The organism is Paenibacillus donghaensis (assembly GCF_002192415.1).
GTDB lineage: Bacteria > Bacillota > Bacilli > Paenibacillales > Paenibacillaceae > Paenibacillus_AQ > Paenibacillus_AQ donghaensis.
Window position 1 is genome coordinate 2,652,387 of record NZ_CP021780.1, and the last position, 25,717, is coordinate 2,678,103.

At 53.0% G+C, this 25,717-nt stretch carries 21 protein-coding genes and 1 pseudogene; 18 read left to right on the forward strand and 4 right to left on the reverse strand.

The annotated features are described in order from the left end of the window. The first annotated feature begins 38 nt into the window (after positions 1–38). The 13 genes and pseudogenes from B9T62_RS11595 (at position 39) to B9T62_RS38960 (ending at position 13,153) form a co-directional block, all read left to right on the forward strand. A complete protein-coding gene (locus tag B9T62_RS11595) occupies positions 39–773 on the forward strand; it encodes a class I SAM-dependent methyltransferase (protein WP_245864423.1) in 735 nt (244 codons plus the stop codon). Next, complete coding sequence (locus B9T62_RS11600; RefSeq protein WP_087915400.1) at positions 763–1,887, forward strand: saccharopine dehydrogenase family protein; 1,125 nt, start codon at positions 763–765, stop codon at positions 1,885–1,887. The genes B9T62_RS11595 and B9T62_RS11600 overlap by 11 nt, the downstream gene beginning before the upstream one ends. 1,244 nt (positions 1,888–3,131) lie before the next feature. Then, positions 3,132–3,869, forward strand: a pseudogene (locus tag B9T62_RS41755) (right-handed parallel beta-helix repeat-containing protein); the annotation flags it as partial. 423 nt (positions 3,870–4,292) lie between these two features. After that, on the forward strand, positions 4,293–5,681 hold the full coding sequence (locus B9T62_RS11610; protein ID WP_087920235.1) for a pectate lyase family protein: 1,389 nt from the start codon (positions 4,293–4,295) through the stop codon (positions 5,679–5,681). Between the two features lie 131 nt (positions 5,682–5,812). Beyond that, complete coding sequence (locus B9T62_RS11615) at positions 5,813–6,805, forward strand: aldo/keto reductase (RefSeq protein ID WP_087915401.1); 993 nt, start codon at positions 5,813–5,815, stop codon at positions 6,803–6,805. Between the two features lie 174 nt (positions 6,806–6,979). Beyond that, on the forward strand, positions 6,980–7,957 hold the full coding sequence (locus B9T62_RS11620; RefSeq protein WP_087915402.1) for an AAA family ATPase: 978 nt from the start codon (positions 6,980–6,982) through the stop codon (positions 7,955–7,957). A 2-nt stretch (positions 7,958–7,959) separates the two neighbouring features. Next, positions 7,960–9,048, forward strand: a complete 1,089-nt coding sequence (locus B9T62_RS11625; protein WP_087915403.1) for a DUF58 domain-containing protein — start codon at positions 7,960–7,962, stop codon at positions 9,046–9,048. Beyond that, entirely contained in the window at positions 9,045–10,382 is a 1,338-nt protein-coding gene (locus B9T62_RS11630; protein WP_087915404.1) for a DUF4129 domain-containing protein, read from the forward strand. The genes B9T62_RS11625 and B9T62_RS11630 overlap by 4 nt, the downstream gene beginning before the upstream one ends. Positions 10,383–10,432: 50 nt before the next feature. After that, positions 10,433–10,846 carry a MerR family transcriptional regulator gene (locus B9T62_RS11635; protein ID WP_087915405.1) on the forward strand — a complete coding sequence of 138 codons (414 nt, stop codon included), beginning with the start codon at positions 10,433–10,435 and terminating at the stop codon, positions 10,844–10,846. Continuing rightward, complete coding sequence (locus tag B9T62_RS11640; RefSeq protein WP_211296449.1) at positions 10,822–11,073, forward strand: alpha/beta hydrolase; 252 nt, start codon at positions 10,822–10,824, stop codon at positions 11,071–11,073. Before B9T62_RS11635 ends, B9T62_RS11640 begins: the two co-directional genes overlap by 25 nt. A gap of 132 nt (positions 11,074–11,205) precedes the next feature. Then, on the forward strand, positions 11,206–12,483 hold the full coding sequence (locus B9T62_RS11645; protein ID WP_169834369.1) for an IS91 family transposase: 1,278 nt from the start codon (positions 11,206–11,208) through the stop codon (positions 12,481–12,483). Further along, positions 12,446–12,700: a hypothetical protein gene (locus B9T62_RS11650; RefSeq protein ID WP_087914532.1), complete on the forward strand. Its 255-nt coding sequence runs from the start codon at positions 12,446–12,448 to the stop codon at positions 12,698–12,700. The genes B9T62_RS11645 and B9T62_RS11650 overlap by 38 nt, the downstream gene beginning before the upstream one ends. Before the next feature lie 306 nt (positions 12,701–13,006). Next, positions 13,007–13,153, forward strand: coding sequence for a hypothetical protein (locus tag B9T62_RS38960; protein ID WP_157685578.1), 147 nt, complete (start codon positions 13,007–13,009; stop codon positions 13,151–13,153). An 841-nt stretch (positions 13,154–13,994) separates the two neighbouring features. Here the strand turns inward: B9T62_RS38960 and B9T62_RS11660 are convergent. The 3 genes from B9T62_RS11660 to B9T62_RS11670 form a co-directional block, all read right to left on the reverse strand. After that, positions 13,995–14,327: an AzlD domain-containing protein gene (locus B9T62_RS11660; RefSeq protein WP_087915408.1), complete on the reverse strand. Its 333-nt coding sequence runs from the start codon at positions 14,325–14,327 to the stop codon at positions 13,995–13,997. Then, on the reverse strand, positions 14,318–15,052 hold the full coding sequence (locus B9T62_RS11665) for an AzlC family ABC transporter permease (RefSeq protein ID WP_087915409.1): 735 nt from the start codon (positions 15,050–15,052) through the stop codon (positions 14,318–14,320). The genes B9T62_RS11660 and B9T62_RS11665 overlap by 10 nt, the downstream gene beginning before the upstream one ends. Positions 15,053–15,235: 183 nt before the next feature. After that, positions 15,236–17,284, reverse strand: coding sequence for a beta-galactosidase (locus tag B9T62_RS11670; RefSeq protein WP_087915410.1), 2,049 nt, complete (start codon positions 17,282–17,284; stop codon positions 15,236–15,238). A gap of 164 nt (positions 17,285–17,448) precedes the next feature. Here B9T62_RS11670 and B9T62_RS11675 point away from each other — a divergent pair, with 164 nt between their 5' ends. The 5 genes from B9T62_RS11675 (at position 17,449) to B9T62_RS11695 (ending at position 24,249) form a co-directional block, all read left to right on the forward strand. Beyond that, positions 17,449–18,264 carry a helix-turn-helix transcriptional regulator gene (locus tag B9T62_RS11675; RefSeq protein ID WP_169834370.1) on the forward strand — a complete coding sequence of 272 codons (816 nt, stop codon included), beginning with the start codon at positions 17,449–17,451 and terminating at the stop codon, positions 18,262–18,264. Between the two features lie 132 nt (positions 18,265–18,396). Further along, positions 18,397–20,991, forward strand: a complete 2,595-nt coding sequence (locus B9T62_RS11680; RefSeq protein ID WP_087915412.1) for a hypothetical protein — start codon at positions 18,397–18,399, stop codon at positions 20,989–20,991. A gap of 33 nt (positions 20,992–21,024) precedes the next feature. Next, the gene (locus B9T62_RS11685) at positions 21,025–21,738 is read left to right on the forward strand and encodes an ABC transporter ATP-binding protein (RefSeq protein WP_087915413.1); all 714 of its coding nucleotides are present in this window, start codon (positions 21,025–21,027) and stop codon (positions 21,736–21,738) included. Next, the gene (locus B9T62_RS11690; RefSeq protein ID WP_211296450.1) at positions 21,735–23,111 is read left to right on the forward strand and encodes an ABC transporter permease; all 1,377 of its coding nucleotides are present in this window, start codon (positions 21,735–21,737) and stop codon (positions 23,109–23,111) included. The genes B9T62_RS11685 and B9T62_RS11690 overlap by 4 nt, the downstream gene beginning before the upstream one ends. A gap of 37 nt (positions 23,112–23,148) precedes the next feature. Continuing rightward, positions 23,149–24,249 (forward strand): efflux RND transporter periplasmic adaptor subunit, encoded by a 1,101-nt coding sequence (locus tag B9T62_RS11695; protein WP_211296451.1) that lies wholly within the window; start codon positions 23,149–23,151, stop codon positions 24,247–24,249. Between the two features lie 4 nt (positions 24,250–24,253). Here the strand turns inward: B9T62_RS11695 and nagZ are convergent, their stop codons facing one another. Beyond that, the gene (gene nagZ, locus B9T62_RS11700; RefSeq protein ID WP_087915414.1) at positions 24,254–25,588 is read right to left on the reverse strand and encodes a beta-N-acetylhexosaminidase; all 1,335 of its coding nucleotides are present in this window, start codon (positions 25,586–25,588) and stop codon (positions 24,254–24,256) included. Between the last annotated feature and the right edge of the window lie 129 nt (positions 25,589–25,717).

Consider the following 25,717-nt stretch of genomic DNA (forward strand, 5'->3'; position numbering starts at 1 on the left):
CACTATTTCATCAGATCAATGACCCGGAGGGGAAACCTATGAAAGACAATAGCATAGAAATGGCCAGTCCCTGGGAGCAGGCGGCAGCGGCTAAATATCACGAGCAGATTGCGCTAAAAATACCCGGTTATCAGCTGCAGTATGACCTTCTGGACACACTGGCTACAGCAGCGCTTACGGAGCGGACAGCCGCACGGCTGCTGATTGTGGGAGCAGGCGGAGGACAGGAAATCCTGACTCTGGCGCAGAAACATCCGCACTGGAGCTTCACCGGCGTTGACAACTCGCAGCGGATGCTGCTGGTAGCAGAAGAAAGGCTTGCTGCAGCAGCGCTTACGACAAGAGTGTCTTTGCAGCAATGTGAGCTGGCAGATTGGGATGACCACGGACTGTATGATGCGGCAACCTGCATGCTGGTGCTGCATTTCGTGGAAGGGCGTGAACGCAAGCTTGCGCTGCTTCAATCAATTGCCTCGCGTCTGCAGCCAGGCGCTCCGCTGTTTCTGTCTGCGATAAACGGGGATATGACATCCCCGGCTTGGTTAAGCCAGCTGGCAGGCTGGAAGCTTCATATGCTCGGTCAAGGCATTACGCTGCAGCAGTGGGAGCAATTTGAGCAATCTTTTGGAATAACGTCCCATCCTCTTCCGGCAGAAGAGATCGAGGAGATGCTTAGGCAAGCCGGATTTACGGCAATCAGCAGATTCTTCGGTTCCTATCGGGTAGACGGATGGATGGCGGTTAAGAGGGGGAGTGAACAGGATGAGAACTGATATTGTAGTCATTGGCGGTTACGGCCATGTAGGATCACAAATATGCACGCTGTTGGCTGACCTCTATCCGGGTGTGGTGTATGCGGCAGGCCGAAGCCTGGCGCGTGCGGAACAGTTCTGCAAAGGCTCCGAAGGCAGAATCAAGCCGATGCAGATTGACGTTTCCGCTGCGCTATCGGTAGATAAGCTGCGAAAGGTCAAGCTTGTGGTGATGTGCCTCGATCAGAGTGACACCTCCTTTGCCGAGGCCTGTCTAATTCAGGGGATACATTACATGGATGTCACGGCTAATCTTGATTTCTACAGACAAATGAAGCAGCTGACAAGCTCAGGCAATACCTATGCGGCCTCGGCTGTACTCAGCGTGGGACTGGCACCCGGACTGACCAATCTGCTCGCGGGTGAAGCAAGGCGGTCGATGGATGAAACCTGGCAGCTGGACATTTCCGTTCTGCTGGGGCTGGGGGACAGCCATGGACAAGCGGCCATCGAATGGACGGTGGACAATCTGAATGCAGAGTATGAGGTTATGCAGAGTGGCCGTTCCCATCGGGTGAAGAGCTTTACGGATGGTCAAACCATCGATTGGGGACAATCGCTGGGGAGAAGGCGGGCTTACCGCTTCCCTTTCTCTGACCAGTTGACTCTCCCGGATACACTCGGCATTGCCACCGCATCTACCCGCTTATGCTTCGATTCCAGAATAGCCACATATGGCTTGGCTCTGCTTCAGAAGCTGGGTCTGCTAAGATGGCTCGAACGAAGCCGGATCCGAAACGCTGCGGTTCGTTCTTTTGGCAGAGTCCGCTGGGGTACTGACAAATATGCTATAAAGGTAGAAGCGACAGGTCTTAGGAACGGGGCCAAGGCAAAGGCTGAATATGTGATTCAAGGGTCCAAGGAATCTACAATTACAGCCCAAGTCGCTGCAGCTATTGCCGGAATACTATTCAAGGAATGGTCAGGCAGTCCCGGTGTTTATCATGTTGAACAGCTATTCGGGCTTCAGCTGGGTGAACATCAGATATCACTGTACCTGCGTGGAGATGCTGATCGGTTATCAGAGGCTTCTAATCCTATCGGAGGGCTGAACTGCTGGTCCAGAATTTCTTGAACAAGTATCCTCGATAATCCTTAACTCAGATATTTGGTATTATTCACTTTGTTGTAATAAATTAGAATATTTTTCGTTGTTTTTTACCATAAATTTACCTATAGTGGGGATATGGATTTGCCCTCCTGAAGCAATTACTCTTAAGGAGGGCGACCATGTCCGCAATCTATATTTTAATACTGACAGGAGGAATGTTTCTGCCCGAATCTGCTGGTTGTTCCTGATTACACCTCTGCAGCACTTTGTACAAAAAAAGTAATATCAGAGAGGAAAATGTTCACGTGAAATGTAAAAAAGGTTTATCGATCGTGATTATGATTGCGCTTACAGTATCTCTGGTACTAAACGGATTTGAATGGAGTACCCCATCTGTGCAAGCTGCATCAAGTATGTTCAGCGATGATTTTGAATCCGGCAATGCAGATCAATGGAACAGTACCACAGGTTCTTGGGCCGTAGTTGAAGATAACGGCTCCCGTGTTTATTATCAGTCCAGTGCAACCGAAGCGCGCACCTCGGCAGGCAATAGCTCATGGACCGATTACAGCGTGCAGGCAGATGTTAAGATTGATAATTTCAATGGCAACAACCGGACTTATGTAAGCGGAAGGTACACGGACGGCAACAATTATTATGCCGCTTCCCTATCGAACAGCAGCGGTGGAACCCTGGAGCTTCACAAAAAAGCCGCCGGTTCAAGCACCACGCTGGCCAGCAAAAAAGACTTCCCCATAACTGCAGGTACCGTATACACGGTAAAGCTTGAAATGATCGGTGATTCGCTTAATATGTATGTGAATAATGTTCTGCAGCTTAATGCACACGATAACAATCTGGCCTCAGGCGGCATTGGCCTGATTGCATACAAAACCGCAGCCAAATTTGACAATATATCCGTAAGCAGCGTAGATTCGACCACTCCAACGCCTGCACCTACAGCAGCGCCTACAACCGCACCTACAACCGCACCAACTTCTGCACCTACGGCAAGTCCATCAACTGCACCAACGGCGGTACCAACAACAGTACCAACATCTGCACCTACCGCAACTGTCGCGCCAACGGCTTCCCCTACCGCAGCGCCAACGGCTTCCCCTACCGCAGCGCCAACGGCATCAGCCACTCCGGTTACAGGCTCCATCTATGTAGCTCCTGAGGGTGTGGCTGGCAACCCTGGTACAATTGGCAGCCCGACTACATTGACTTCGGCTATTGCCGCAGTGGCTCCCGGAGGCACCATTTACATGCGTGGCGGAACTTACAGCTATTCGTCGCCCGTTACCATCGATTTGACCAACAGCGGTACATCTAGCCAGCGTAAAACGCTTGTAGCTTACGGCAGCGAGAAGCCGGTACTTGATTTCTTCGCCCAGACCTTTGCGTCTACAGAACGCGGCCTGCAGATTAACGGCAGCTACTGGCATGTGAAAGGGCTGGAAGTCAAAGGAGCCGGAGACAACGGTGTCTTTATCGGCGGCAATTACAATATTATCGAGAACCTTGAAACCCATCATAACCGGGATTCCGGTCTGCAGATCAGCCGCGCAGCTTCATCAATGACCAACATGAGCGATTGGCCGAGCTATAATCAGATTATCGGCGTCTACTCGCATGACAATTTCGATCCGGACAATGGGGAGGATGCGGACGGGTTCGCCGCCAAGCTGACCATTGGCCCCGGCAATGTATTTGACCGCTGTATCTCGGCCTGGAATACGGATGATGGCTGGGATCTGTACACCAAGTCTGAAACCGGACCGATCGGTGCAGTAACGATCAAGAACAGTATTGCCTATAAGAACGGCCAGACCTCTGACGGCAGCACAACCTCCAACAGCGACGGCAACGGCTTCAAGCTGGGCGGCGAGAAGATCGCCGTCAACCATATCGTTCAGAACAGTGTCGCCTACCAGAACAAAAAACACGGGTTCACCTATAACAGCAATCCTGGTTCGATCCAAATGACCAATAATACTTCGTGGAGCAATGGTCAGAGCAATTTTGCCTTTGATACTGGAACTCATCAGTTCACCAACAATTTGTCCTTTGCCGGTTCCTCCAGTGACAAATCAAGCGGAACCGATGTCCAGAACACCAATGTATGGTGGAAGAGCAATGCCAGTACCAACGGCAAAGGGCTGGTTGCCAGTGCCGCCGACTTCGTCAGTCTTACGCCTTGGGTCACCCGCAGTGCGGACGGCTCTTTCTCGCTGGGCAACTTCCTGAAGCTAGCCAGCGGCAGTGATCTGATTGGCTCCGGCACACCAAGCGGAACCAATATCGGGGCATCCTTAAGCGGTGGAGGTTCGGTGACGCCAACTCTAGCACCAACAGCTACCACCACACCGCAGCCAAGCGCAACGCCGGCACCAACTGTCCAAGCAACCTCAACACCGGCACCAACGGTGGCACCAACAGCAGCGCCTTCTCAGACACCTGCGGCCAGCACGGCTCCAGGCGCACTAAGCGCTTATAATCTGAACGGGTTCTCCGCCGGTAATGCGGGTGGAGGAAATGTAAGCGAATCCAACACTGCACTTTATAAGAAAGTATACACTGCAACTGACCTGGCCTTGGCACTTAAGAAGAATTCAGGAGTCAAAGTAATTGAGATCATGAATGACCTTAATCTGGGCTGGAACGAGATTCCAGCTGCTGCCAAGGTATCTCCATTCTCTGCCCACAACACAGCGCTGACTCATCCCGTGCTGCTCCAGACCGGAGTAAGCAAGATCAATATGGATGGCTTTGACGGATTAACGATCTTCTCGGCCAATGGAGCCAAGATTAAACACGCAGCCTTCACGATCAAACGGAGCTCGAATATCATTATCCGCAATCTGGAATTTGATGAGCTGTGGGAATGGGATGAATCAACCAAAGGCGATTATGACAAAAATGACTGGGACTACATTACGCTTGAAGAGAACAACAAGGTCTGGATTGACCATTGTACCTTCAACAAAGCCTATGACGGGCTGGTCGATTCCAAGAAAGGCACCTCGGGAGTGACCATCTCATGGTCCACCTTCAAGGGGGATGACCGCAGCTCGAACAGCTGGGTGACACAGCAGATCAATGCGCTGGAAGCCAACCCTTCCAAGTATCCGATGTACGCATATCTGCGCAGCAGCGCCATCGGACTGAGCAAGAGCGATATTATTGCGGTGGCCAGCTCACAGAAGAAGGGGCATCTGGTGGGTGCAACCTCTTTTGATTCCGGCAATCCGAAGCTGAGCATCACCCTGCATCACAATCTTTATCTGGATATTCAGGACCGTCTGCCCCGCCTGAGAGGCGGCAATGCCCATGTATATAACATTCTGGCTGACAATTCTGCAGCCTGGGCAGCCAAATCCAAGATCACTACGGCGATGGCAACCGCGCTTGCGTCCAAAGGCTATAAATTTGGCGTAACCAGCAATGGCACCATTGCTACAGAAGGCGGCGCGGTACTGGTGGAGAAATCGAACATTATTGACATCCAGTATCCATTGCGCAACAATCAGACCGACCCCAGTGATTCCAGCTATACCGGCAAGATCAAAGCGCTGGATACGATCTATTCCTTGAACGGTACTGTATTCAGAGGCAGCAGCGAAACCTCCGGCAGTCCGCTGGCACCGGTGCCGGCAACGATTATACCGTTCTCCTGGAGTGGGATCTCGGGCTTGCCTTACAGCTATACAACAGATGATCCGTCCACACTTGCGGCGAGATTAACCGCCTCCAATGGCTCCGGGGCTGGCAAGCTGTCCTGGTCCAAGGACAACTGGCTCAAAACCGCTTACTAAGCTGCAGCAACATGCAGATCGAAGCATGAACAGATAAGCCGTCCCTTGCGGGCGGCTTTTTTGAAATATTTATATTATACTATAGGGGCTGGAAATTATTAACGGTCTTATTCAGAGAGGATGGCGTTAGGATGGATTATGTGAAGCTTGGTACTACAGGGCTGGAAGTCTCCCGTATCTGCCTGGGATGCATGAGCTATGGCTTGCCGGACCGAGGGTCCCACCCCTGGACATTGAATGAAGAGGCGAGTCGCCCGTTTATCCGCAAGGCACTGGAGCTGGGAATTAATTTCTTCGACACCGCCAACGTTTATTCGGACGGGACAAGCGAGGAGATTGTCGGGCGCGCCTTGAAGGATTACACTACGCGGGATGAGGTAGTTATCGCTACCAAGGTGCACGGCCGGATGCGCCCGGGTCCCAACGGCGGCGGATTGTCGCGCAAGGTGATTATGAGTGAAATCGACCACAGTCTGAAGCGGCTGGGTACGGATTATGTCGACCTCTACCAGATTCACCGCTGGGATAATGAGACTCCGATCGAGGAAACGATGGAGGCCCTGCATGACGTAGTGAAGTCCGGCAAGGCACGCTACATAGGTGCTTCCTCAATGTACGCCTGGCAGTTCATGAAGGCACTGCATACCGCTGAGCGGCATGGATGGACCAAGTTCGTCTCGATGCAGAATTATCTCAATCTGCTCTACCGTGAGGAGGAGCGGGAGATGCTGCCGCTCTGCGAAGCGGAAGGCATTGGCGTAATCCCCTGGAGTCCGCTGGCACGCGGTAGACTGACCCGGGATTGGGAGGAGACCAGCTCCCGCTCGCAGAGCGATTTTTTCGCGAAGATACTCTACACGAAGACGGACGAAGCAGACCGGGTTGTCGCGGAACGAGTCAAGGAAATTGCCGCTGAACGTGATGTCCCGCGGGCACAGGTCGCCTTGGCCTGGGTGCTGCAGAAGAAGCCGGTCACCGCGCCGATTGTAGGGGCAACCAAGGTGAATCATCTGGAGGATGCCGCCGCAGCGGTCAGCCTGAAGCTGAGCAGTGAGGAGATCCTTCGGCTGGAGGAGCCGTACATTCCACATGAAGTCAGCGGCGGTTTGGATGCATTGAAATAAGAATATTCTACCGCAACTAAATACACTATTCCTCAGGAGCCGGTCCCGTACCGGCTCTTTGTGCTGCTCCCGCCAGTTGTCATTATAAACTGAAGACGCTTTCTGTTATGATTAGGTATATATTGGTTGTTATAGTACATATCCTAATCTCTTAATTGGAAGGTGTGTTTCATAATGAATCTTCAAGAAGCCGTGAAGCTGGTCGGTTCGATCAGAGAGAACCTGGCGAAGGTAATTGTAGGCAAAAAAGAAGGCGTCGACCTGCTGCTGACCGCGCTGCTGGCCAATGGCCATGTACTGCTGGAGGATGTCCCAGGCACTGGCAAAACCCTGCTGGCCAAGGTGCTCGCCCGCTCGCTGGACAGCTCATTCAAGCGTATACAATTCACGCCAGATCTGCTGCCCTCAGACCTCAGCGGCATTAATTTCTATAACCAAAAGACCGGCGAGTTTCAATTCCGCCCCGGTCCTGTCTTTACCAGCATCCTGTTGGCGGACGAGATCAACCGGGCCACCCCGCGTACCCAGTCCAGCCTGTTGGAGAGCATGGAGGAACGGCAGATCACCATTGACGGTGTGACCCATATGCTGGAGTCGCCGTTCCTGGTCATTGCCACCCAGAATCCGGTGGACAGCCAGGGTACGTTTCCGCTGCCTGAAGCGCAGCTGGACCGATTCCTGATGCGGATTACGACGGGCTATCCCAGCTTTGAGGAAGGCGTCCACATCCTGCAGCGTTTTCGGGAATCCAATCCGCTTGACGAGGCGGTTCCGGTGGCAAGTGCGGCAGACATCCTGGCTGCGCAGCGGTTAACGGCGGCGATAGAGATCAGCGATGAGCTGCTGGGTTATATCATCCGTATCACGGAAGCGACCCGCAAATCGTCTTCGGTCAGATTGGGTGCGAGTCCCCGCGCCAGCGGCGCGCTGCTGCGCGCCTCCCAGGGGTATGCGCTGATCCAGGGCCGTTCGTATGTGATTCCGGACGATATCAAAGCTGTTGCCGTTGCGGTGCTCGCTCATCGGCTGCTGCTCAGCCGGGGTCTTGGCGTACGGGAAGGACAAGCAGCTGAAATTGTGCAGCAGGTGCTCCGTGAGGTGGAGGTTCCCGCAGAGCCGGTTGCAGCTTCGGGCAAGGCCAGGGGGGAATAAGCATGGGCCTGGCAGGGTTCATCTTCAGCACACTGGCGCTCCTGCTGGCAATATCAATAATCTACCAGCGGCATGCGCTGAGATCCGTCAGTTACGCGCGTTATTTCTCGCATCCGGCAGCTTTTGCAGGCCAGGAAGTAGAGATGGTCGAAGAGATTGTGAACCGGAAGCTGCTGCCACTGCCCTGGCTGCGGCTGGAATCCAGCATCGAAACAGGGCTGCTGTTCGGAGCACAGGACAATCTCGGCATCAGCACCGGAGATATCTATCAGAATCATGTCAGCCTGTTCTTTCTCAGATCCTATCGGCATATCAAAAGACGCCATCTGATTACTTGTGAACGCAGAGGATTCTATCGGCTGGAATCGGTCACGATGACTACCGGCGATTTGTTCGGGTTAAGCCGCAAGACCCAGACCTACCCTCTGCAGCTTACACTGCTGGTGTATCCGCAGCTGCTCGACTTGTCCGAGCTGCCGCTGCCGGTCCACAGCTGGCTGGGCGAGCTGCCGGTGAAGCGCTGGATCGTTGAGGACCCGTTCCTGACCTCCGGTATCCGCGAATACAGCGCGGGAGATGCCCTGGGGCTGGTGAATTGGCAGGCGACCGCGCGCACCGGCACCCTGCAGGTGCACAAGAAGGATTACACAGCCGATTCCCGGCTGATCATCTGCCTGAACATCGAGATCAGCGATTCGATGTGGAGAACGGTAACCGATGTGCAGCGGGTTGAAATGGGTATCCGTTACGCGGCTACAGTGGCAGAATATGCGCTGGGGCATGGCATTGAGACCGGCTTCATCTGCAACGGCAGGCTGGTAGGCACAGGTGCAGCCGACCCCGTCTCGGAGGAGCCGATGGGCCGGCTGGAGGATTTTCTCGAGCTGCTGGCCAAGCTGGAGCTGGACCGTACGCTTCCGATGGGCCGCCTGCTGCTGGAGCAGGCCGAGGCCGGCGCGGCGGACACGGATTACCTGCTGATCAGCTGCCATCAAGGTGCAGAGCTGCAGGAGGCTGCCGGAGTGCTGATGGATCAGGGCAACGGTGTGGAGTGGCTGATTATTCCGCAGCAGGGGAGGGAGATCGCATGAGCGTGAGATTACGATTTAGAGGTTACACGGGAGAAAGCTTGAGGTTAGGGCTGATCAGCTTGATCGAGCTGCTCGTGTTCCTCCCGCTGCTGATTATATTTGCCCGTTATCTGCTGCCGGAGTCTGTGGATATCCGCTGGATGCTGGCTTTGCCGCTTAGTTCGGTGGCAGGCGTTCTCTTGCGGCGCTTCGGCAATGTCCGCTGGAAGCAGCTTGGCATGGCCGTAGTGATTGGTATGGCAGTGGGCTTCCTGGCTATAGCGGGCACAGGGTCTCTGAGTTGCCTGTCCTTGGGAGCAGCTGGCCTCATCTGCAGCATTCAAGGGTTGACCGCCGATGCCAGGACCGAAAGGTTCCGTATATATTGGGCGGGGATCGCCGTCTATCTGCTCGCAGCTCTAATCTTCCCGCGCATTCCTGCACTGGAGGGCAGCATTCCGCTGATCACCTGGTGCGGCAGCCTGACCTTGATCCTGACGTTGTTTATGTCCAACAGTCATCTGCTGCGTTACAGCTCGCTGTCTGAGGAGAATGGACCGCTGCCGGCAGGGCTGCGGCGACATAACCGTGTGTTTGTCATCGGTATTCTCCTTGCAGCGGTGCTGCTGGCCGTTGGAGCCGGTCGCGCCATCGCACACGGAATCTGGCTTCTGCTGAGCGGATTGATCAGCTGGATCAGTGGCTGGTTCACAGACACGCCGCCCCCGCAGCCGCCTTCCGCACCGCCTGCGGCGGCTCCAGAGATGCTTCCCGACGATACCTCCGGCCCCGGGCTGCTGAGTTTAATCCTCGATATTGCCCTATATGTATTTGCTGTGGCAGTCATTGGCACAATTGTTTATTTCGGTATTCGCTGGCTGTACAGGAACGCCGGAGGCACCCTGCGCCGGGCGATGGACGCACTGCTGAAGCTGCTGCGGCGGCAACATGTGCCGCAGGATTCCAGCCGGTACCGGGATGAAGAGAACAGTGTCTTCACCTGGGATCAGGCGCTGCAGGGCTTAAGGAATTTCTGGAGCAGCCGCTTCACACCAGGCGAACGCCGGGAGCGCTGGGATCAGCTGAACAATGGACAGGAGAAGGTTCGCTGGCTGTACCGGCACTGGGTTGGCCAGCAGCAGGCCGGCGGTTATGAAGCCAAGGCCAGCCTGACTCCGCAAGAGACGGCAGCCGACGTCCACCGCTGGAAGGCGGGTCAAGCCAAGACGCGCAAAGGGGGCGCTGACCCGGATCGTGCAGCGCCGCTGATCCGGCTGTACGAGCAGGTCAGATACGGCGGGAAGGAGCCACCGCACGCAGATGTGACTGCGGTCAAGGAGCAGCTGAAGCTGTAGGCAGCGAGCGGATAATATCGTATATTTATGCTTCGAAAGGAGATCCTGCGATGGTGCTGTATCTGCGCGGAGAGATGGCGAAGGCGGCCAATGTGAATATTGAAACGCTGCGTTATTATGAGCAGCATGGCCTGCTGCCAGCTCCGTCACGTTCTGAATCGGGCTACCGGCTCTATAGTGAGGAGGACTTGACCCGGCTCACGTTCATCCATAATGCCAAACGGTGCGGGTTTACCCTGAAGGAAATCCGCAAGGCACTTACGAAGTCTGTTGATGCGGGGATCTCCATCACAGAGTTCACTGATGTGATCGACAGCAAGCTGAACAGCATCGACCTGGAAATCGGCAAGCTGGAACAGACTAAGCTGATGTTGGCGCACCTGAAGTCCGATCTGGTTGCAGAACAGAAGAATCCCGGTGTCCGCGAGGTGCTGCCCCAGTGCTGCTCTCGCCGCTGCGGATGAACCTGGAAGGGCTGCCCAGCCTGCTGATCCAGGTCGGTGATGCCGAAGTGCTGCTGAGTGACGCCGAACGGCTGGCGCAGCAAGCCAGGCTTGCCGGTGTTGAAGTCACCCTGGAAGTATGGGAGGACATGTGGAGCGCTTTTCAGCTGCTGGCGGCGATATTACCTGAAGCGAGGCAAGCCATTGCCAATATTGGCGGATTCGTACGGAGGGTTATCGGCAAGTGAAAGTGGGCATCCTTATTTTAACGTTTGGTACAAGCTTGTTCGGCACCTCGAACAGGCTTTTTTATTGTATAGGAAATTATAGAGTGTAAAAAAATGTGGATAACTCCGATGAAAAAAGGAGGAGGGATGGACGTGAAGAATCAGGAAACGTGGAAGAAACGAGGAGTCATCCGGCAGATTTTAAAAGATCACTTTCATGGATTCATGGAAATGCACGGACATCATCTGCCCAAGGAACTCCACAGTAGCATGATAGAAACCGTGAATAAAGCGATACGCTGTGGTACACGGGATATGGGCTATGCCAGATATGAGTGCAAGGGATGCACGGAGGGAACGCCGGAACCCGTGTTTATTTGCTTCACCTGTAAAAGCCGTTTTTGTCATGGATGTGGGAAGAAATATACGGATGAATGGGCGGAAAAGCAGCAAGAACGAATACTAGATGTACCTCATCGCCACCTCGTATTTACAGTGCCTGAAGAACTACGCAAGGTATTCTTTCAAGACCGGCGGAAGTTAAATGAACTGAGTAACCAAGTGGCCAAGGTCATTCAATATTATTACCGGCGGAAAAATAAGAGCAAGAAATACGAAGTCGGTGTGATTACCGTGATTCATACCTTTGGCCGTGATTTAAAGTTTAATCCGCATATCCATGCGCTAATTACGGAAGGCGCGCTAGACCGGAACAAGGAGTGGAAGAAGGCGGAGTATATCTCGTATGAGTACTTGCGGAAATCGTGGCAGAAACTGCTACTGGATTTAATGATGAAATGGTATCCGGAGGAAGAACGTGTAAAGAGACTGGTGAATGAGTTATACCAGCGCTATTCGCAGGGGTTTTATGTGAATGCGGAGCAGCGGATGAAAAATGCCCGAGGAGCAGCGAAATACATTGGGCGCTATTTGGCGCGTCCGGCGATCGCGGAGTACCGGGTAGTAAGCTACAACTACCACAAGGTGCACTACTGGTATGAGGATCACCGAACGGGCAAACGGGTGGATGTGGTATCGCCGGTAATGAAATTCATTTACGATCTGGTGCAGCACATTCCGCCCAAGCATTTTCGGATGGTGGGGCGCTATGGTCTATACAGCCGGGGGAAAAACAAAGAGTCACAAAAGGTAATTAATCTGTGGCGGTACATGGTGCACAAACAAATCGAGATGACTTTTCCAGCGGAGGAAAGGAAGAAGAAAAGCTACCGCCAGCGGATGCTGGAGAGCTATGGGCGAGACCCGATGCTTTGTCCCTGCTGCAAGCACCGGATGTTGCTTGTGGTGATTTGGCATGCGGAATATGGGAGAATTTATTATTATGACGAGCAGCGAGAATATGAAAACCAAAAGAAATGGGGGATACGAAGTCATGGGAAAAGAACAGGGCCAAAAGTCCGGACAGGATAAAGAACAAGAACTGGACCTATGGAATCCATGGGAGGAAGAAGAGGAGCCAGAGGTATGGATCGATTATATCTGCGTGAAATGTGGGATGATGGACCCTGTACCTGAATTTATAGTAGCCGAGTGTTCGTATGAACTGGAAGGCGGAGAATCCCCAGAGTTTTTCTGTCCTGTTTGTAATGGAACCTTGGTGAGAAAAGAAGAGCCAGCGGATAAATAACCGCTGGCTAGAAAGTTATTCACCCGCCAGGGTGATTTTGTTCTGCTGTTTGAGGCGCTGTTTTGAAAACTCCTTGAAGAAAATAACAAAAGGAACATAAAAAAATGGACGCTTCTGCCGATGAATAGTTCAATTCGCAAGAAGACATATAACATAACATGACGTCTTTCATTTTTTGCCAAGAACCTCATTGTCGCTTTTGCCAGTATTCTTGTTATCGGGCTGGTCATTTCATTCGGAGGGGTTGGAATTCAACGCAAGCTGGCTCTGGACAATCTGAATAATCAGTCCCTGGGCATTGCGGCCATGGTAGAAGGAACGCTTGAGAATGAAGCTGTACAGGCTGCAGCGGCTGCTCCCAATAATACTAGTGCGGCTGTACAGGGAATTATGGCCAAGCTGGACGCAGTATCCGACGCCAATAAGAATGTGGCCCAAGTGGTTACTACTTAGGACTCCGTATGATAAGAACACTTCAGATTCAGTTCCATGATATATAACGTGAACTTAAGAATGTTATATTCGAGTGGTCCGGGTAGCCCTATGCACCAGTCATTCTGACAACTCCACCGTTTCATTCTTAAGTTCATCTTATAGAGTCTCATATCTCCAGTCCAAAGAATTAGTTGCGAAACTGGTTACTACTTAAGCCCTTGAACTAGGTAACCTGCATTTTAGCGGACCGTATAGCCCCTATTTCCTCCTATCTGCGATCTTTTGACGTCTTACGGACCGTATAGCCCCTAAGTCGTCAAAACAGGCTCTTAAAGCGAGGGTTTTCTGTGATATAGAGGCTCCTGGGTCCGTTAATCCTGCAAAACGGCCTATGTACAGCAAATAGAGGCTCCTGAGTCCGCAACCGTCTGAAATCGAAGCGAGGGTTACGAGCGAAGGGGGCTAGGGGACCTAAGTAGTAACCAGATTTGCACTTATTATCCTGATAATGGGTGTTTCGGCTGAAATTAGTTGCAGTTTCGCATCTAATTCCTCCGAAGGTTCCAGGGCAACACTCTAAATCCTAGTTGGAGCTTAAGAAGTAACGAAATGTGAGAACAAGCCTCTCTTCCTGTAGCGGATGAGAGGCTTGTTTGATGAGGTATAGGTTACTACGTAAGGCCCCTTGCCTTCTGATAGAGGTTTTAGCTTTCTAAGGAGTAACGCGTAGGTGGCTATGGGGAAAAACTACTGTTAATCCCACGGCAAAGGTTCAGTTGCTTTTGCACATGGGGAAAAGGGGTGCAGGCATTCTGGTGGACGGCGGGTACACCATTAAATAACTCTTTTGGATGAAAAATTAGAAGAAATAGCGCAAGAGCATGATTGAGATCATCCCGGCAATGACGGTACCCAGCAGGCTGCGTGTTTTGACTGCGATCCAGAAGGTAGGAAGGGCTGCAAGCAGCTCCAGATTGCCTGATAGGCTCCATCCGGTCAGTTGTCCATCATGTATCAAAAGCTCCTGGGCGATCAGCGCAGACATCACTGCGATCGGGACATAATTTAACCAGCGGTTTGCCCACTCCGGCAGCTCGATCCGGCTAAGCAGCATCAACGGCAGCACTCTCGGAATGACAGTAACCAGTGCGGCACCCGCGATGATAAGAAGGATTTCTGCTCTTATTTCCATTGTTCCACCACCATTCCCAAGGTTGCCGCAACAACTGTGGCTACAATGACTCCCATGCTGGGCGAAACCAAGATGGAGACCACAACTGCAAGTACAACAGCGGTCAGGCCTACAGCGATATCTGCTGCATATTTGCTTCGGCTAACCAAGGTAAGCACCAATAAACCGATAAACATCGCCGGCAGTGCGAAATCCAGTCCATAACGCTCCGGCTCTGCTATCCATTGCCCCAGGAAGGCCCCGGCCATATTGGCGATAATCCAATTCAGGTAAGCCGTAAGATTCAGGCCGTGCATCCAGCGTTCACTGATGCGGCGGCTGCGAGCGGCGCGGGTAATCGCCACACCAAAGGTCTCATCGGTCAGCAGAGCACCGAGCAGCAGATTCCGCAACGGGGTCAAGTGGCGGAAATAGGGGGACAAGGCAGCACTCAGCAGCAGGTGGCGCAGGTTCACGAACAGGATAGTAATAATAATTCCAGAGACCGTACTACCTGCCGCGATCATTCCGGCAGCTATAAACTGTGCTGAGCCGGCATACAGCAGTGTGGACATCAGTGCGATTTCGGCGAGGGTAAGTCCGGCCGTCTTCTCAACCACTCCTGCAGCGAAGCCGATGCTTAAATATCCCAGCAGTGTGGGAAGACAATCCTTCACGCCCTGCAGGAAGTTGTCCTCTGTATCTGGAACTGCAGGTTCCGCCAGCCCGGCGGTTTCCTGTGTCATCTATAAATCTCCTTTCAATCCGTGCTGCAATCAAAAGTTTACTATAGTAGTTAACGCTATTTCTGTCAATTGCCAACAACGGCACCGACCCCCTAACGCATAAACAGCACCTGAGCCATGAATCGTGGCCAGGTGCTGCTTGTGTTTATATGAAGCGCTAAGCTGTTTATAGGGTTAGCTTGCTTACTGTAGAATCAATACGCCATAGCCCTCCAGCGTATATTCTCCTGTAATAACTTCGCCGCTCAGCAAGTCCGTCTTGCTGCCTGCAACCCGGATCACCGCAGGTGTCTCTTCATAGTTCAGCAAGAAAGTGAAGCTTGTGTCTGCATTGGAGCGGATCTGCAGTTCCACTTCCGCCGGCAGCTCCAGCCATTCCGCAGCAGGAGAACGGAGACCCAAATGCTCAATTAGATTGAGTGCGGCCTCTTCATTAAATACAGCGCCATAATACCATACCTCGCCCTTACCGCGTGTATTGCGGGTTACAGCCGGTTTGCCTGCGTAGTAATCCGACGCATAGGTCCCCATAACCTCCACCGTATCTTCTTCCACATGCAGGATATCATTGAAGGCATCGGCTCCTGTATCCGGCATGCCGTTCCACTGGATGGAAGTCGGCTGCCGTGTTCCTTTGACCATAGTGAATTCCTCCACCGTAATTCCGCACAGCTCTCTGGCTGCCCCAGGGAACGGGCGCATATAACATTGGCCGCGTGTGTCCTTGTATCCGGTTCGGCAGCCAAAGACCAGCTTGCCGCCTTGCTGCACATATTGACCCAGCAACGCAGCTGTTTCATCACTGAGAATGGCCGGATGTGGATAGATCAGCACCTTGTAACGGGCCAGCTCTGCAAGTGTTGTCTGCTCCCGGATATACAGAACATCATTCGGGATGTGCTTATGCTGCAGGGCTTTGTACCATTCCTTGTTGCTCTGCCACATAAACGGGCCATGCCACACATCGTATTCGCCGTCCCATTCATTGTCATAATCGCGCACAATCGCCACATTGGCCTCTGTGACTGAGCCTATGATCGCTTGGCCCGACCCGGCCAGCTCCTTGCCGATGCCTGCGGCTTCGCGCAGCCGGCGGTTAGGCTGGTTATGATAATCGTTCAGCCCATGCCAATAGATCTCATTGCCCATCGTTGCTGTCCGCCAGCGGAAGTAGAGCACCATATCCGCTCCGTGTGCGATCGACTGGTACGTCCACAGCCGCATCTGGCCCGGCTTCGGTGAAGGCATATCCATCCGGTTCACCCAGCCGCCCGGTCCCGACTGCTGTTCCATGATGCAGAAGTTAGGGGAGATGGAGCGGACCACCGACAGCGACAGACCCCAGCCGCGGTCACGCAGCGGGTTCACTTCCGCTGCATCATTAGAGATGCTGGAGAACTGTGGATAGGAATCATAACTGAAGAAATCCAGCAGTCCGTCCGTTAAGGCATGGCTGTCTAGATGTCCGAACAGCCCGTTTGTGGTTACCCATTGTCCGGGAGCTTTGGCTCTAAGAATATCACCCTGGACTTTGGCGAAGGAAATCGTATTGTCGGAAATGAACCGTTTCTCATCAAGCGCCTGATGCGGATTTGGCTGCTTAGGCACCGGTGTAGGACGCGGCAGGAACACCTGCGACCAGTCGCTGTAGGTCTGGTTCCAGAATACAGCGCCCCAGGCTTCATTCAGCTGATCCAGCGTGACGTACTTCTGTTTCAGCCATTCCCGGAAGGCAATATGATCACTCTCTGAATAGAAGACATTGATTTCACAGTTCAGCTCATTGTCAATCTGCCAGCCGACTACGCCGGGATGGCCGCTGTAGTGCTCGGCTAGCTGTGTTGTAATGGCAGCGCACAGCTCACGATATTTGGGGCTGCTGTAATTATAATGGCGGCGCATGCCATGCTGCAGGGTTACCCCTTCGTAGGTTACATTCAGCACTTCCGGATAACGGTCTGTAAGCCAGGCAGGAGGGGTGGCGGTGGGCGTTCCCAGCACTACCTTCAAGCCATGGCTGTGAGCCAGGCTGATCGCCCGGTCGAACAGGCCAAATTCATAACAGCCCTCCTGCGGTTCAAAAATGGACCAGGCGAACTCGCCCATCCGCACAATCGTGAAGCCCATCTCCCGCATACGGCGGTAGTCGTCCTCCCACATCTTCTCCGGCCAATGCTCCGGGTAATAACACACACCAAGTTCGAACTGCTCAGAAGCGACGGGTTTCTTCATCTTTACCTCCAAAGTATTAAATATATGCTTTATATACTACTTGATTATATTGTAATATCAGTTATGTTAGATGTGATATAGCATAATATTGCTATCGTATTACTTTATTGCGTCTTTGCAATGATAACGGTTACGGAGGGATTGCGATCAGACAGCATTACGTTTTGCCTGCCCCGGCCTACAGCAGCTATGTATGTTATCCGGAGCTGCTTGGACAATACAATCAATTCCCGCAGCATGCGGAGCGGCGGGAGGAAGGTTTCCTCGGCAGCTATAATTTGCATTTGATATTTGGCGGAGAAGGGTATGTGTTCCAGGGAGGAGAGCGGACGGCTATGGGCAAGGGAACGGGGTTTCTCTACCCGCGCGGCGCGTACCAGCAGTATGGATCTGACCCGCTGCAGCCTTGGGATGTGAGATGGGTTCATTTCACAACAGGCTTGTCCCTGCCCCTGCTGGAAACGGCCGACCATACGCGCGGTTATTTCTTCTCCTTCGATCCTTCGGCAGGCCTGGACAGCCTGTTCGACCAGATGTATCAGCTGAGTGCCGCCTATGAGACACGTAATGAACCGCGTCTGTCAGCGCTGCTCTATGAGATTCTGGTGACGCTGCTGCAGAATTCGCAGCCGCTCCACAGCCCGGTTCCGCAGGAGACCCGACAATCGATCCGCAGCGCGGCCGATATCATCCACGGCGAATGTGGCAAGCCCTGGACGCTCGAATCGATGGCCCGGCTGTCGGGCTACAGCAGCTATCACTTTCTGCGGCTGTTCCGGGAGATCATGGGCAAGACCCCAAGCCGTTATTTGACCGAATGCCGTCTGGCCCGGGCCAAGCTGCTGCTTGTATCCACGGAGCTATCCGTGGCAGAGGTGGCCCGCAGCAGCGGATTCATGCAGTCCAGTTACTTCATTAAGGTGTTCAGGCAAGCGGAGGGACTGCCGCCGAACCAATACCGGCGGGCCTTTGGCTCATGATGATTGTCCTTCCGAATTGCATAAAATGGAACAAATAGGTTACAACCCTATGATAAGGGTTACAAAATGGATACATTTGCTTGTACACAAGCCTTTATAATGATTTTAGAAATTATACTTGGAGGTACATGAATGAGAACGTATAGAAGTACATATACAGCAGTGTTGTTAAGCACTTTAATTCTTGGACAGCTGGCAGGGCAAACGGCGCTGGCAGCTCCCGCTCAAGCCCCCAAAGGAGCATCAACTGCGGCCGTAGTGCCCGCGAGTCTGGGCAGCGTTCAGCTTGGCGCCGGAGTCAAAGCCACACTTGAAGACGTTAATCTCTGGCAACAGGCTGGCGGCAATATCCTTACTTACACGCTTAACTACTCGAACACAGGCAGCGGCAATGCGAATCTGCTGCATTATTTCTCCAGGGCTGCGACACCCGGCGGGTCCGTGATTCCGGGCAACCCCGTAACTGCCGACGCTATGAAGAAGAAGATCGGCTCCAAAACTACGCTTAGAGTAACCTATTATGCCAATCTCGGTTCCACTACCTCATTAAAGGGCTTAAAGATCCCGATGTATGTCTGGGATGCCAAGGCTAAAGGCTATTTGCGGCATGCGGGCAGCTTCAGCATCCCTTCCGGCTATACCTCAACAGTAGCTGGCGGCCGGAGTCTGAGCAAGCCTGTCAATGACATTCCGGCTGTCATTGGCGCCGAATCCCTGGAGCTGTATAAATACAGTGGCAAGGTATTCGCCAAAGTCGGTGTCAGCTTCACCAACCGTGGCAACAAGGTGCTTAGCGATCCGGGGTATGCCGCTTATCTGCAATCCGCAGGCGGCAGTTACTTCGAGCTGGCGCTGGACAGTGCCCAGAGCGGATATAAGATTCAGCCACAGGAGAAGAAGATCATCTATTACCTGACTGAAATCCCCTCTTATTTGAAGACAGAGAATATGAAGCTGCAATTTACACAAACCGACCCCACCCTGAAGCTGGAAATGGCCAAGCATTCCTTTATGCTGCCTGCAGCCAAAATTCCAAATCTTGTCGTAGGTCCGGATGGCGTCCGCAAAATCAGCATCAACAGCAATACGCTGCAATTCCGGCTGGCCAATGCCAACGTGTTTTCGGAAGATAGTGTCGCCAAGTGGTCTTTACAGCTTAAGGTTAAGAATTCCGGCAAGAAGGCGGTTACCCTGCCTACTTACGAACTGGCGGTGAAGACGGCCACAGGGACCACGTTTCCGGTGAATGCCAAGGCCTTGAACGGTATCGTGGTGAAGCCGCTGGAGGAGAAGGTCGTCCAGCTAACCGCAGAGGTTCCACTGGAGGTGGATCAGAGCTCGCTGCAGCTGCAGATGATTGAAGCTGTCTCGGCAGCACCTGACGCTGTGGAAGTGGGGGGAGGAGCGGGTGGCAAAGCAGGTGGAGAAGCGTCTGCACCAACCACTGTACCAACATCTACAGCCACGCTTAGGGTTCCTGTTGCCTATTTCACCATGCCTTTGGCCCTCAAAACCGAGGCCCAGAAAGGGCAAGTTTACAGCATGACCAACCAGTATGGCAGCTTCTCCTACAACCTGCATTCCCTGCAGCGTCTGCCCTGGAAAGATGATGACATCTTGGTCGCCAGACTGAGCCTGACCAACACGCAGAAGGACAGCTTGACCCTGCCGGCGCTAAAAGGAGCCATCAAGCTGGACAATGATGATTATACCGCAGGCACAGAGCTGTTCGTGGACAAGGACACCACAACGATTGCACCCGGAGCTACTGTGGAGATCGATGTGCTGGCCAAGGTGCCCTACACAGAGGAATATAACAATCTGAAGTTAAGCCTGTATTCTGTAGTGAAGGAAGAGAACGTACCCTTCCTTAGCTTCACAACGGACAGCGTAATGAATGCCGTGGAGACAGTGAAGACGGGCGGGAGCTATTCCGTGGTGGGCAAAGGGAAGAATGCGAAGGTCCTGGAGAACAAGACCGCCGTCTATGAAGGCGTGAATTCCAAGGTGCTCTACTCCGAAATGCTGCTTACCAGCGAGGAGAAGAGACAGAGCAAGATGGCCCGTATACAGGCTTATTACAGAACATCCGACGGCGAGTTCTATGAAGCTGTATCGAATCAGCCCGAAATGTCTGCGGCACCGGGAGGCAAACAGCTGATCACCTTCTGGGCGAAGCTGCCCCGATCGGTCAGCATCACGGATCTTCAGCTGTATATGGGTCCGGGCATTACCGGAACCAAGCTGACGGAGGTTGGACAGGAGCCGACGGGCTTCATTAACATTGCCGCGCTGCAGCTGAATCCACAGGTGAATGTAGCTGATACTAATCTGCTAAAGGTTGCCTTATATCCATATACCTTGGCCGTGACCCGATCGGAGGGACGCACGCAGATAGGCAGCGACTCCATTAATGTCACCATGAATTACAATTTGACCCGTGACAGCAGCTACGATATGGGTACCTTCAGCCATAAGCTGGTGCTCAAGATGACTGATCCGTTCGGCCAATCCCAGGAGCGAAGTCTTAACATTGGAACAGAACTGACAGAAGGGACTAACAACACTTATGCGGCTTCCTTCACCAACCACATCTATAAATCCATTACAGGAGGAACCTACAAGCTTACCTTGTACGATGAGTTCCAGGGTGAACGGATTGAGTTGGCCAGCCAGGTGTATAACATGACGATTGATCGGGTGATTCCGCCAGACGATAAACAGTGATTCCATTAAACAAGTACACAAAGGAGAAGCCCCATGCTGCGAGTTGAGAAGATCAGCCATTCCTTCAAGAATGGCAATGAAGTCACACCGGTTCTGAATGATATTAATTTCTCTGTCAAAAAAGGCGAGATGGTGGCCCTGCTCGGCAGCTCCGGCTCCGGCAAGTCCACCCTGCTCAACCTGATGGCAGGATTGATGAAGCCCAGCGATGGGCATATCTACATAGCGGATCAGGACATCGTCAAGCTAAGTGAGAACAAGTTGTCCGTCTTCCGCCGCAAGCACATCGGTTTTATTTTTCAAGCGTATGAGCTGATTACCAGCCTCACAGTGAGAGAGAATGTGGAGCTGCCGCTGGTGTTCCAGTCCTTGTCTCCCAGAATCCGCAAGCAGAAGGCGCTGGCCCTGCTGGAAAGTGTAGGGATACCCGACAAAGCAGAGCTATTCCCCTCCCAGCTATCCGGTGGACAGCAGCAGCGGGTGAGTATTGCCCGCTCGCTGATTACCGAGCCGTCGGTGATTTTTGCGGACGAGCCTACCGGCAACCTGGACTCGAAGACAGAGAATGAAATTATCAGCATTCTGCTCCAGCTGAACAAGACGATGAATACCACCTTCATTGTCGTAACCCATGATGCAGAGGTGGCGCAGCAGATGCAGCGGATCTTCACGCTGCACGACGGTTCGCTGGTGACAGAGCAGCAGATTGCTGCCACTGCTGAGCCTCAAGGAGGCGAAATGCTGTGAGAATTACCGATATAACCAGAATGGCCTGGAGCCAGATCAAACGCAGAAAGGTAGTCACCGCACTCTGTATGACCGGATTATCGATCGGATGTGCAGCAATTATAGTAGCCATAAGTATCGGAGATTCGGCACAGGGGTATCTGGAACGGGAACTGAACCGCAATTTCAAAATGGACGAAATCACGGTCATGCCCGGTGGCGCAATGCCTCAGCAGGGAGGCAATAAAAGCGGCGGGATAGAGGTCACTGGCAATATGGACCCCGGCAAGCTGACGGATGAGAAACTGAAGATCATCCAGGGGCTGAACCATGTGACCGCTGCGACCCCTTTTCAGGAACTGGGATATATGCAGCTGACTACCATGGACAATAGAAACAACGATGTCCAGGTGCTTGGCACCGATCTCACCCTGCTTACGAAATACGATCACAAATTCAAACAGGGACGTCCCTCTGTTCAGCCTGGAACCGTGGTGTTTGATTACGGTTCGACGGTTGGCCTGATGGACGCTGAGACGCGGCAGAAGCTGTATGATCAGATGGGTTCTGATCCCTTTAATATGAAAGTACGAGAACAGTTCGAGACCTTAAACATGAAGCCGTCGGACATGATGCAGCAGCAGGTCGAGCTGGTGGCAATCGATTATTCATCTCCGACGCAGAACAAATTTACCAGTTCGCCGCTTAGAGTCGTCGGTGTGCTGGAGAACCCGCAGGGTTCCGATCCCATGCGATTAATGTATGAGAAGAAAATCTATGTTTCTCTAGAGACTGCCGAGCTGCTCAAGGAGGAACTGAATGTCATGGGTGGCTCTATCGCCGAAGCTGGGGTCTATAACTCCGCGATTGTGAAGGTAGACAGCAAGAAGAACATAGTCCAGGTGGAGCAAATGATCCAGAAGTTATCCTTGTCAACCCAAACCAACCTGTTTCAGGAGGTGGCGCTGAAGGATCAGCTGGATATGCTCAAGAAGGCAGCAATCGGGATCGGGATCTTCATTCTCGTGATTGCCTCGATTTCGATCATTGTAGCCATGACAATGTCCACGCATCAGCGTCGGCGCCAGATCGGCATTATGAAGGTGCTTGGCTCCAATATGGGCCAGGTCCGCAATATGTTTATTATGGAAGCTGCTCTGTTGGGCATGCTGGGTGGTCTGCTGGGGATCGGATTCTCTTATCTGATTACCATGGGTCTGACTCGGCTCATCGGTTCCAGCATGGGAATGGGCGAAGCGCTGGTGATTGAGGTTCCCTTAATGTCGCTTCCGGTTGGCATGGCTTTTGCCATTATGACCGGTGTTCTATCCGGTATTTATCCGGCGATCAGCGCCTCCAGAACCAATGCGCTCACCGCTATCAAACGTGATTAGAAATCAGGAATACGAGTGGAAAGGAAGCCGATAGATCATGAATACGAAAGTGAAAAAAGGCATTAAATGGGTTATCATCCTGGGGGTTGTGGCGACCGCCGGTTACCTGCTGTACACCAAGATGATCAAGCCGGAAGAGCAGGTGCTGCCAATCGAGCCACCGCAGGTGATTCCGTTTGAGGTTACGCAGGAAACCGTCATCAACTTTGTTCAAGTTAAAGGTAAATCGCGATATGATCAGGAGACGCTGGTGTATGCGCCGTTTGCCTCCAAGGTCACCAAATGGAAGGTGGAGAACGGGGGGCAGGTGAAGAAGGGGGATGTGCTGTTTACCCTGGACCAGACTGCGCTGAAGAACGAGATCAAGACCGCTGAGGCAACTATCCACAAGGCAGAGCTGGAGGCCGAGTTGAATACTTTTGTCAGCCAGCAGGATGAAGAAGCCGCCGCGATGGGAGCCACAGAAGCCGAACGGTTGAAGGCGCTGGCTGCCCAGGAGACGGCACGCTTGAGCAATGAGTTAAACAAGGTGAGTGCAGAAATTCAGGCGCAGGAGTTATCCGACAAACGGACCAAGCTGAATACGGCCATCGTTCATGCGCCCGCTACCGGGATCTTTCTGTTCGACACTGAGAGTGAGAAAGCCCAGGCGGTAACGGACAATCAGTATATTGGCAAAATCGTCGACTTAAACAAACTGGAATTCATCGCCCTGGTGGGGGAACAGGATATCTTCCGCATCAAGCAGGGCATGGAAGTGGCCGTCAAAATGACGGCGCAAAAAGACCTGCAGCTGAAGGGCAAGGTAAAGAAGGTATCCAAATTCGCCACCACAACTGCGGGCCAGAACAACAGCACGAGCCAGGTACCACAATTTGAAGTGGTCATTTCCCTCCAGCCGGATGAGCATCTGATCGGTGGACTCAGCTTGTCCGGTGAGATCGAAACGGTACGTAAGGAGAAAGCTACCGTCGTTCCAAGTATGGCAGTGACCAGAGAGGGAGAGCTGGCGTTTGTTACGCTGGACAAAGGCAATGGTCAATATGAACGGATTGAAATCAAGACTGGTCTTGAAACCTCTGACAAAACGGAAGTGCTCACCGGCCTCAAGCCCGGTGATGTGGTAGTCCTGCAATAGCTCGCTAGCGCTTAAGCTTGTCCCGCCAGGCAGCGATTTCCTTGTTGAGCGCTGCCAGGTCGGGAACTTCAATCGGCTGGTCAGATAGCTGGTATTTCTGCTTCAGCGCAAGAATCCGGTGCACACTTTGGTCAATCCGCTCGATGCTGATGGTTCCGTTCTCCACACCTTGCAGCAGCGCATTACGGACGGTCCGTTCATTATCGTAGCCGTGTGCAATGAGCAGAATGTCACTGCCTGCATTAACGGTATCGACGGCTGCGGGACCCAGCTTGTAATTCTTTGTGATGGCCCCCATCGTCAGGTCGTCTGTGATGACTACGCCCCGGAAGCCCATATCCTCGCGCAGCAGACCGCCAATCACTGCACTGGAGAGGGAAGCCGGCCGATCAGGGTCCAGCTTGGGGTAGAGAATATGCGCTACCATAACAACATCTGCCTGTTGATCGACAGCTGCCTGAAAGGGCAGCCATTCCAGCTTGGCAAGCTGTGCCTGCGTCTTATCCACCACGGGCAGCTCCAGATGGGAGTCAACGGACGTGTCGCCGTGTCCGGGGAAATGCTTCACCACCGGAATGACTCCGGCGTCTTCGAAGCCCTTCAGCTCTGCGAGTCCGAGCCTTGTGACAAGCTCGGCGGTGCTGCCAAATGAACGGTCGCCGATCACCGGATTATCCGGATTGCTGTTGATGTCCAGCACCGGAGCGAAATCCATGTTCAGTCCGGCTGCCCGTACCTGCTTGGCAAGCAGCTGCCCCATCGTTTCTGCGGCTGCTGTATCATTCGCTGCTCCTACCGTGCGATTGGAAGGGAGGGCAGCGAACTCGGATGGCATCCGGCTGACCTTGCCGCCCTCCTGATCGACACTCAGGAACAGCGGGGCGGGACTGCCGGCATTGCTGGAGCGAAGGTCATTCACCAGGCTCACCAGCCCCTTCAGATTGTTGATATTATCTTTGTACAGGATGATTCCGCCGACCTTATCTTCGGCGATCATCCTTTTTGCTGTGTCATCCAGCGTTGTCCCGTCGATTCCGACCAGCAGCATCTGGCCGATCTTATCCGGCAGCGACATGGCTGATACCTTCAGCGCTAGCGGATCGGCTTCAGCCGTGGCAGCGGCAGCGGGTGATGCGGAGGGCAGCGGTGTAGAGTCCTGCTGCTGCGCAGGTGCAGAGGCTGACGGTGCAGTGGAAGCCGCAGGCGGCGCCGGACTGGCCGATTGCGCATTGCCCCCGCTGCCGCAGCCGGCAACAAGCAACGTGCACAATATAGCGGCTGCAGCGGCATAGGGGCGCGTATGATGAGTTTTTAAAATTACATATGGAGTTCGTTTCATAAGTATTGTTTCATCCTTTCAATAGCTGGACAGGATTAGAGATCCTAACAGGTCAAAGTTGGTCACAGCTTAACCATTATTCTAGACCTGTAAACGGCGGTATACCAGCTTTTATCACACTTCAGCAGC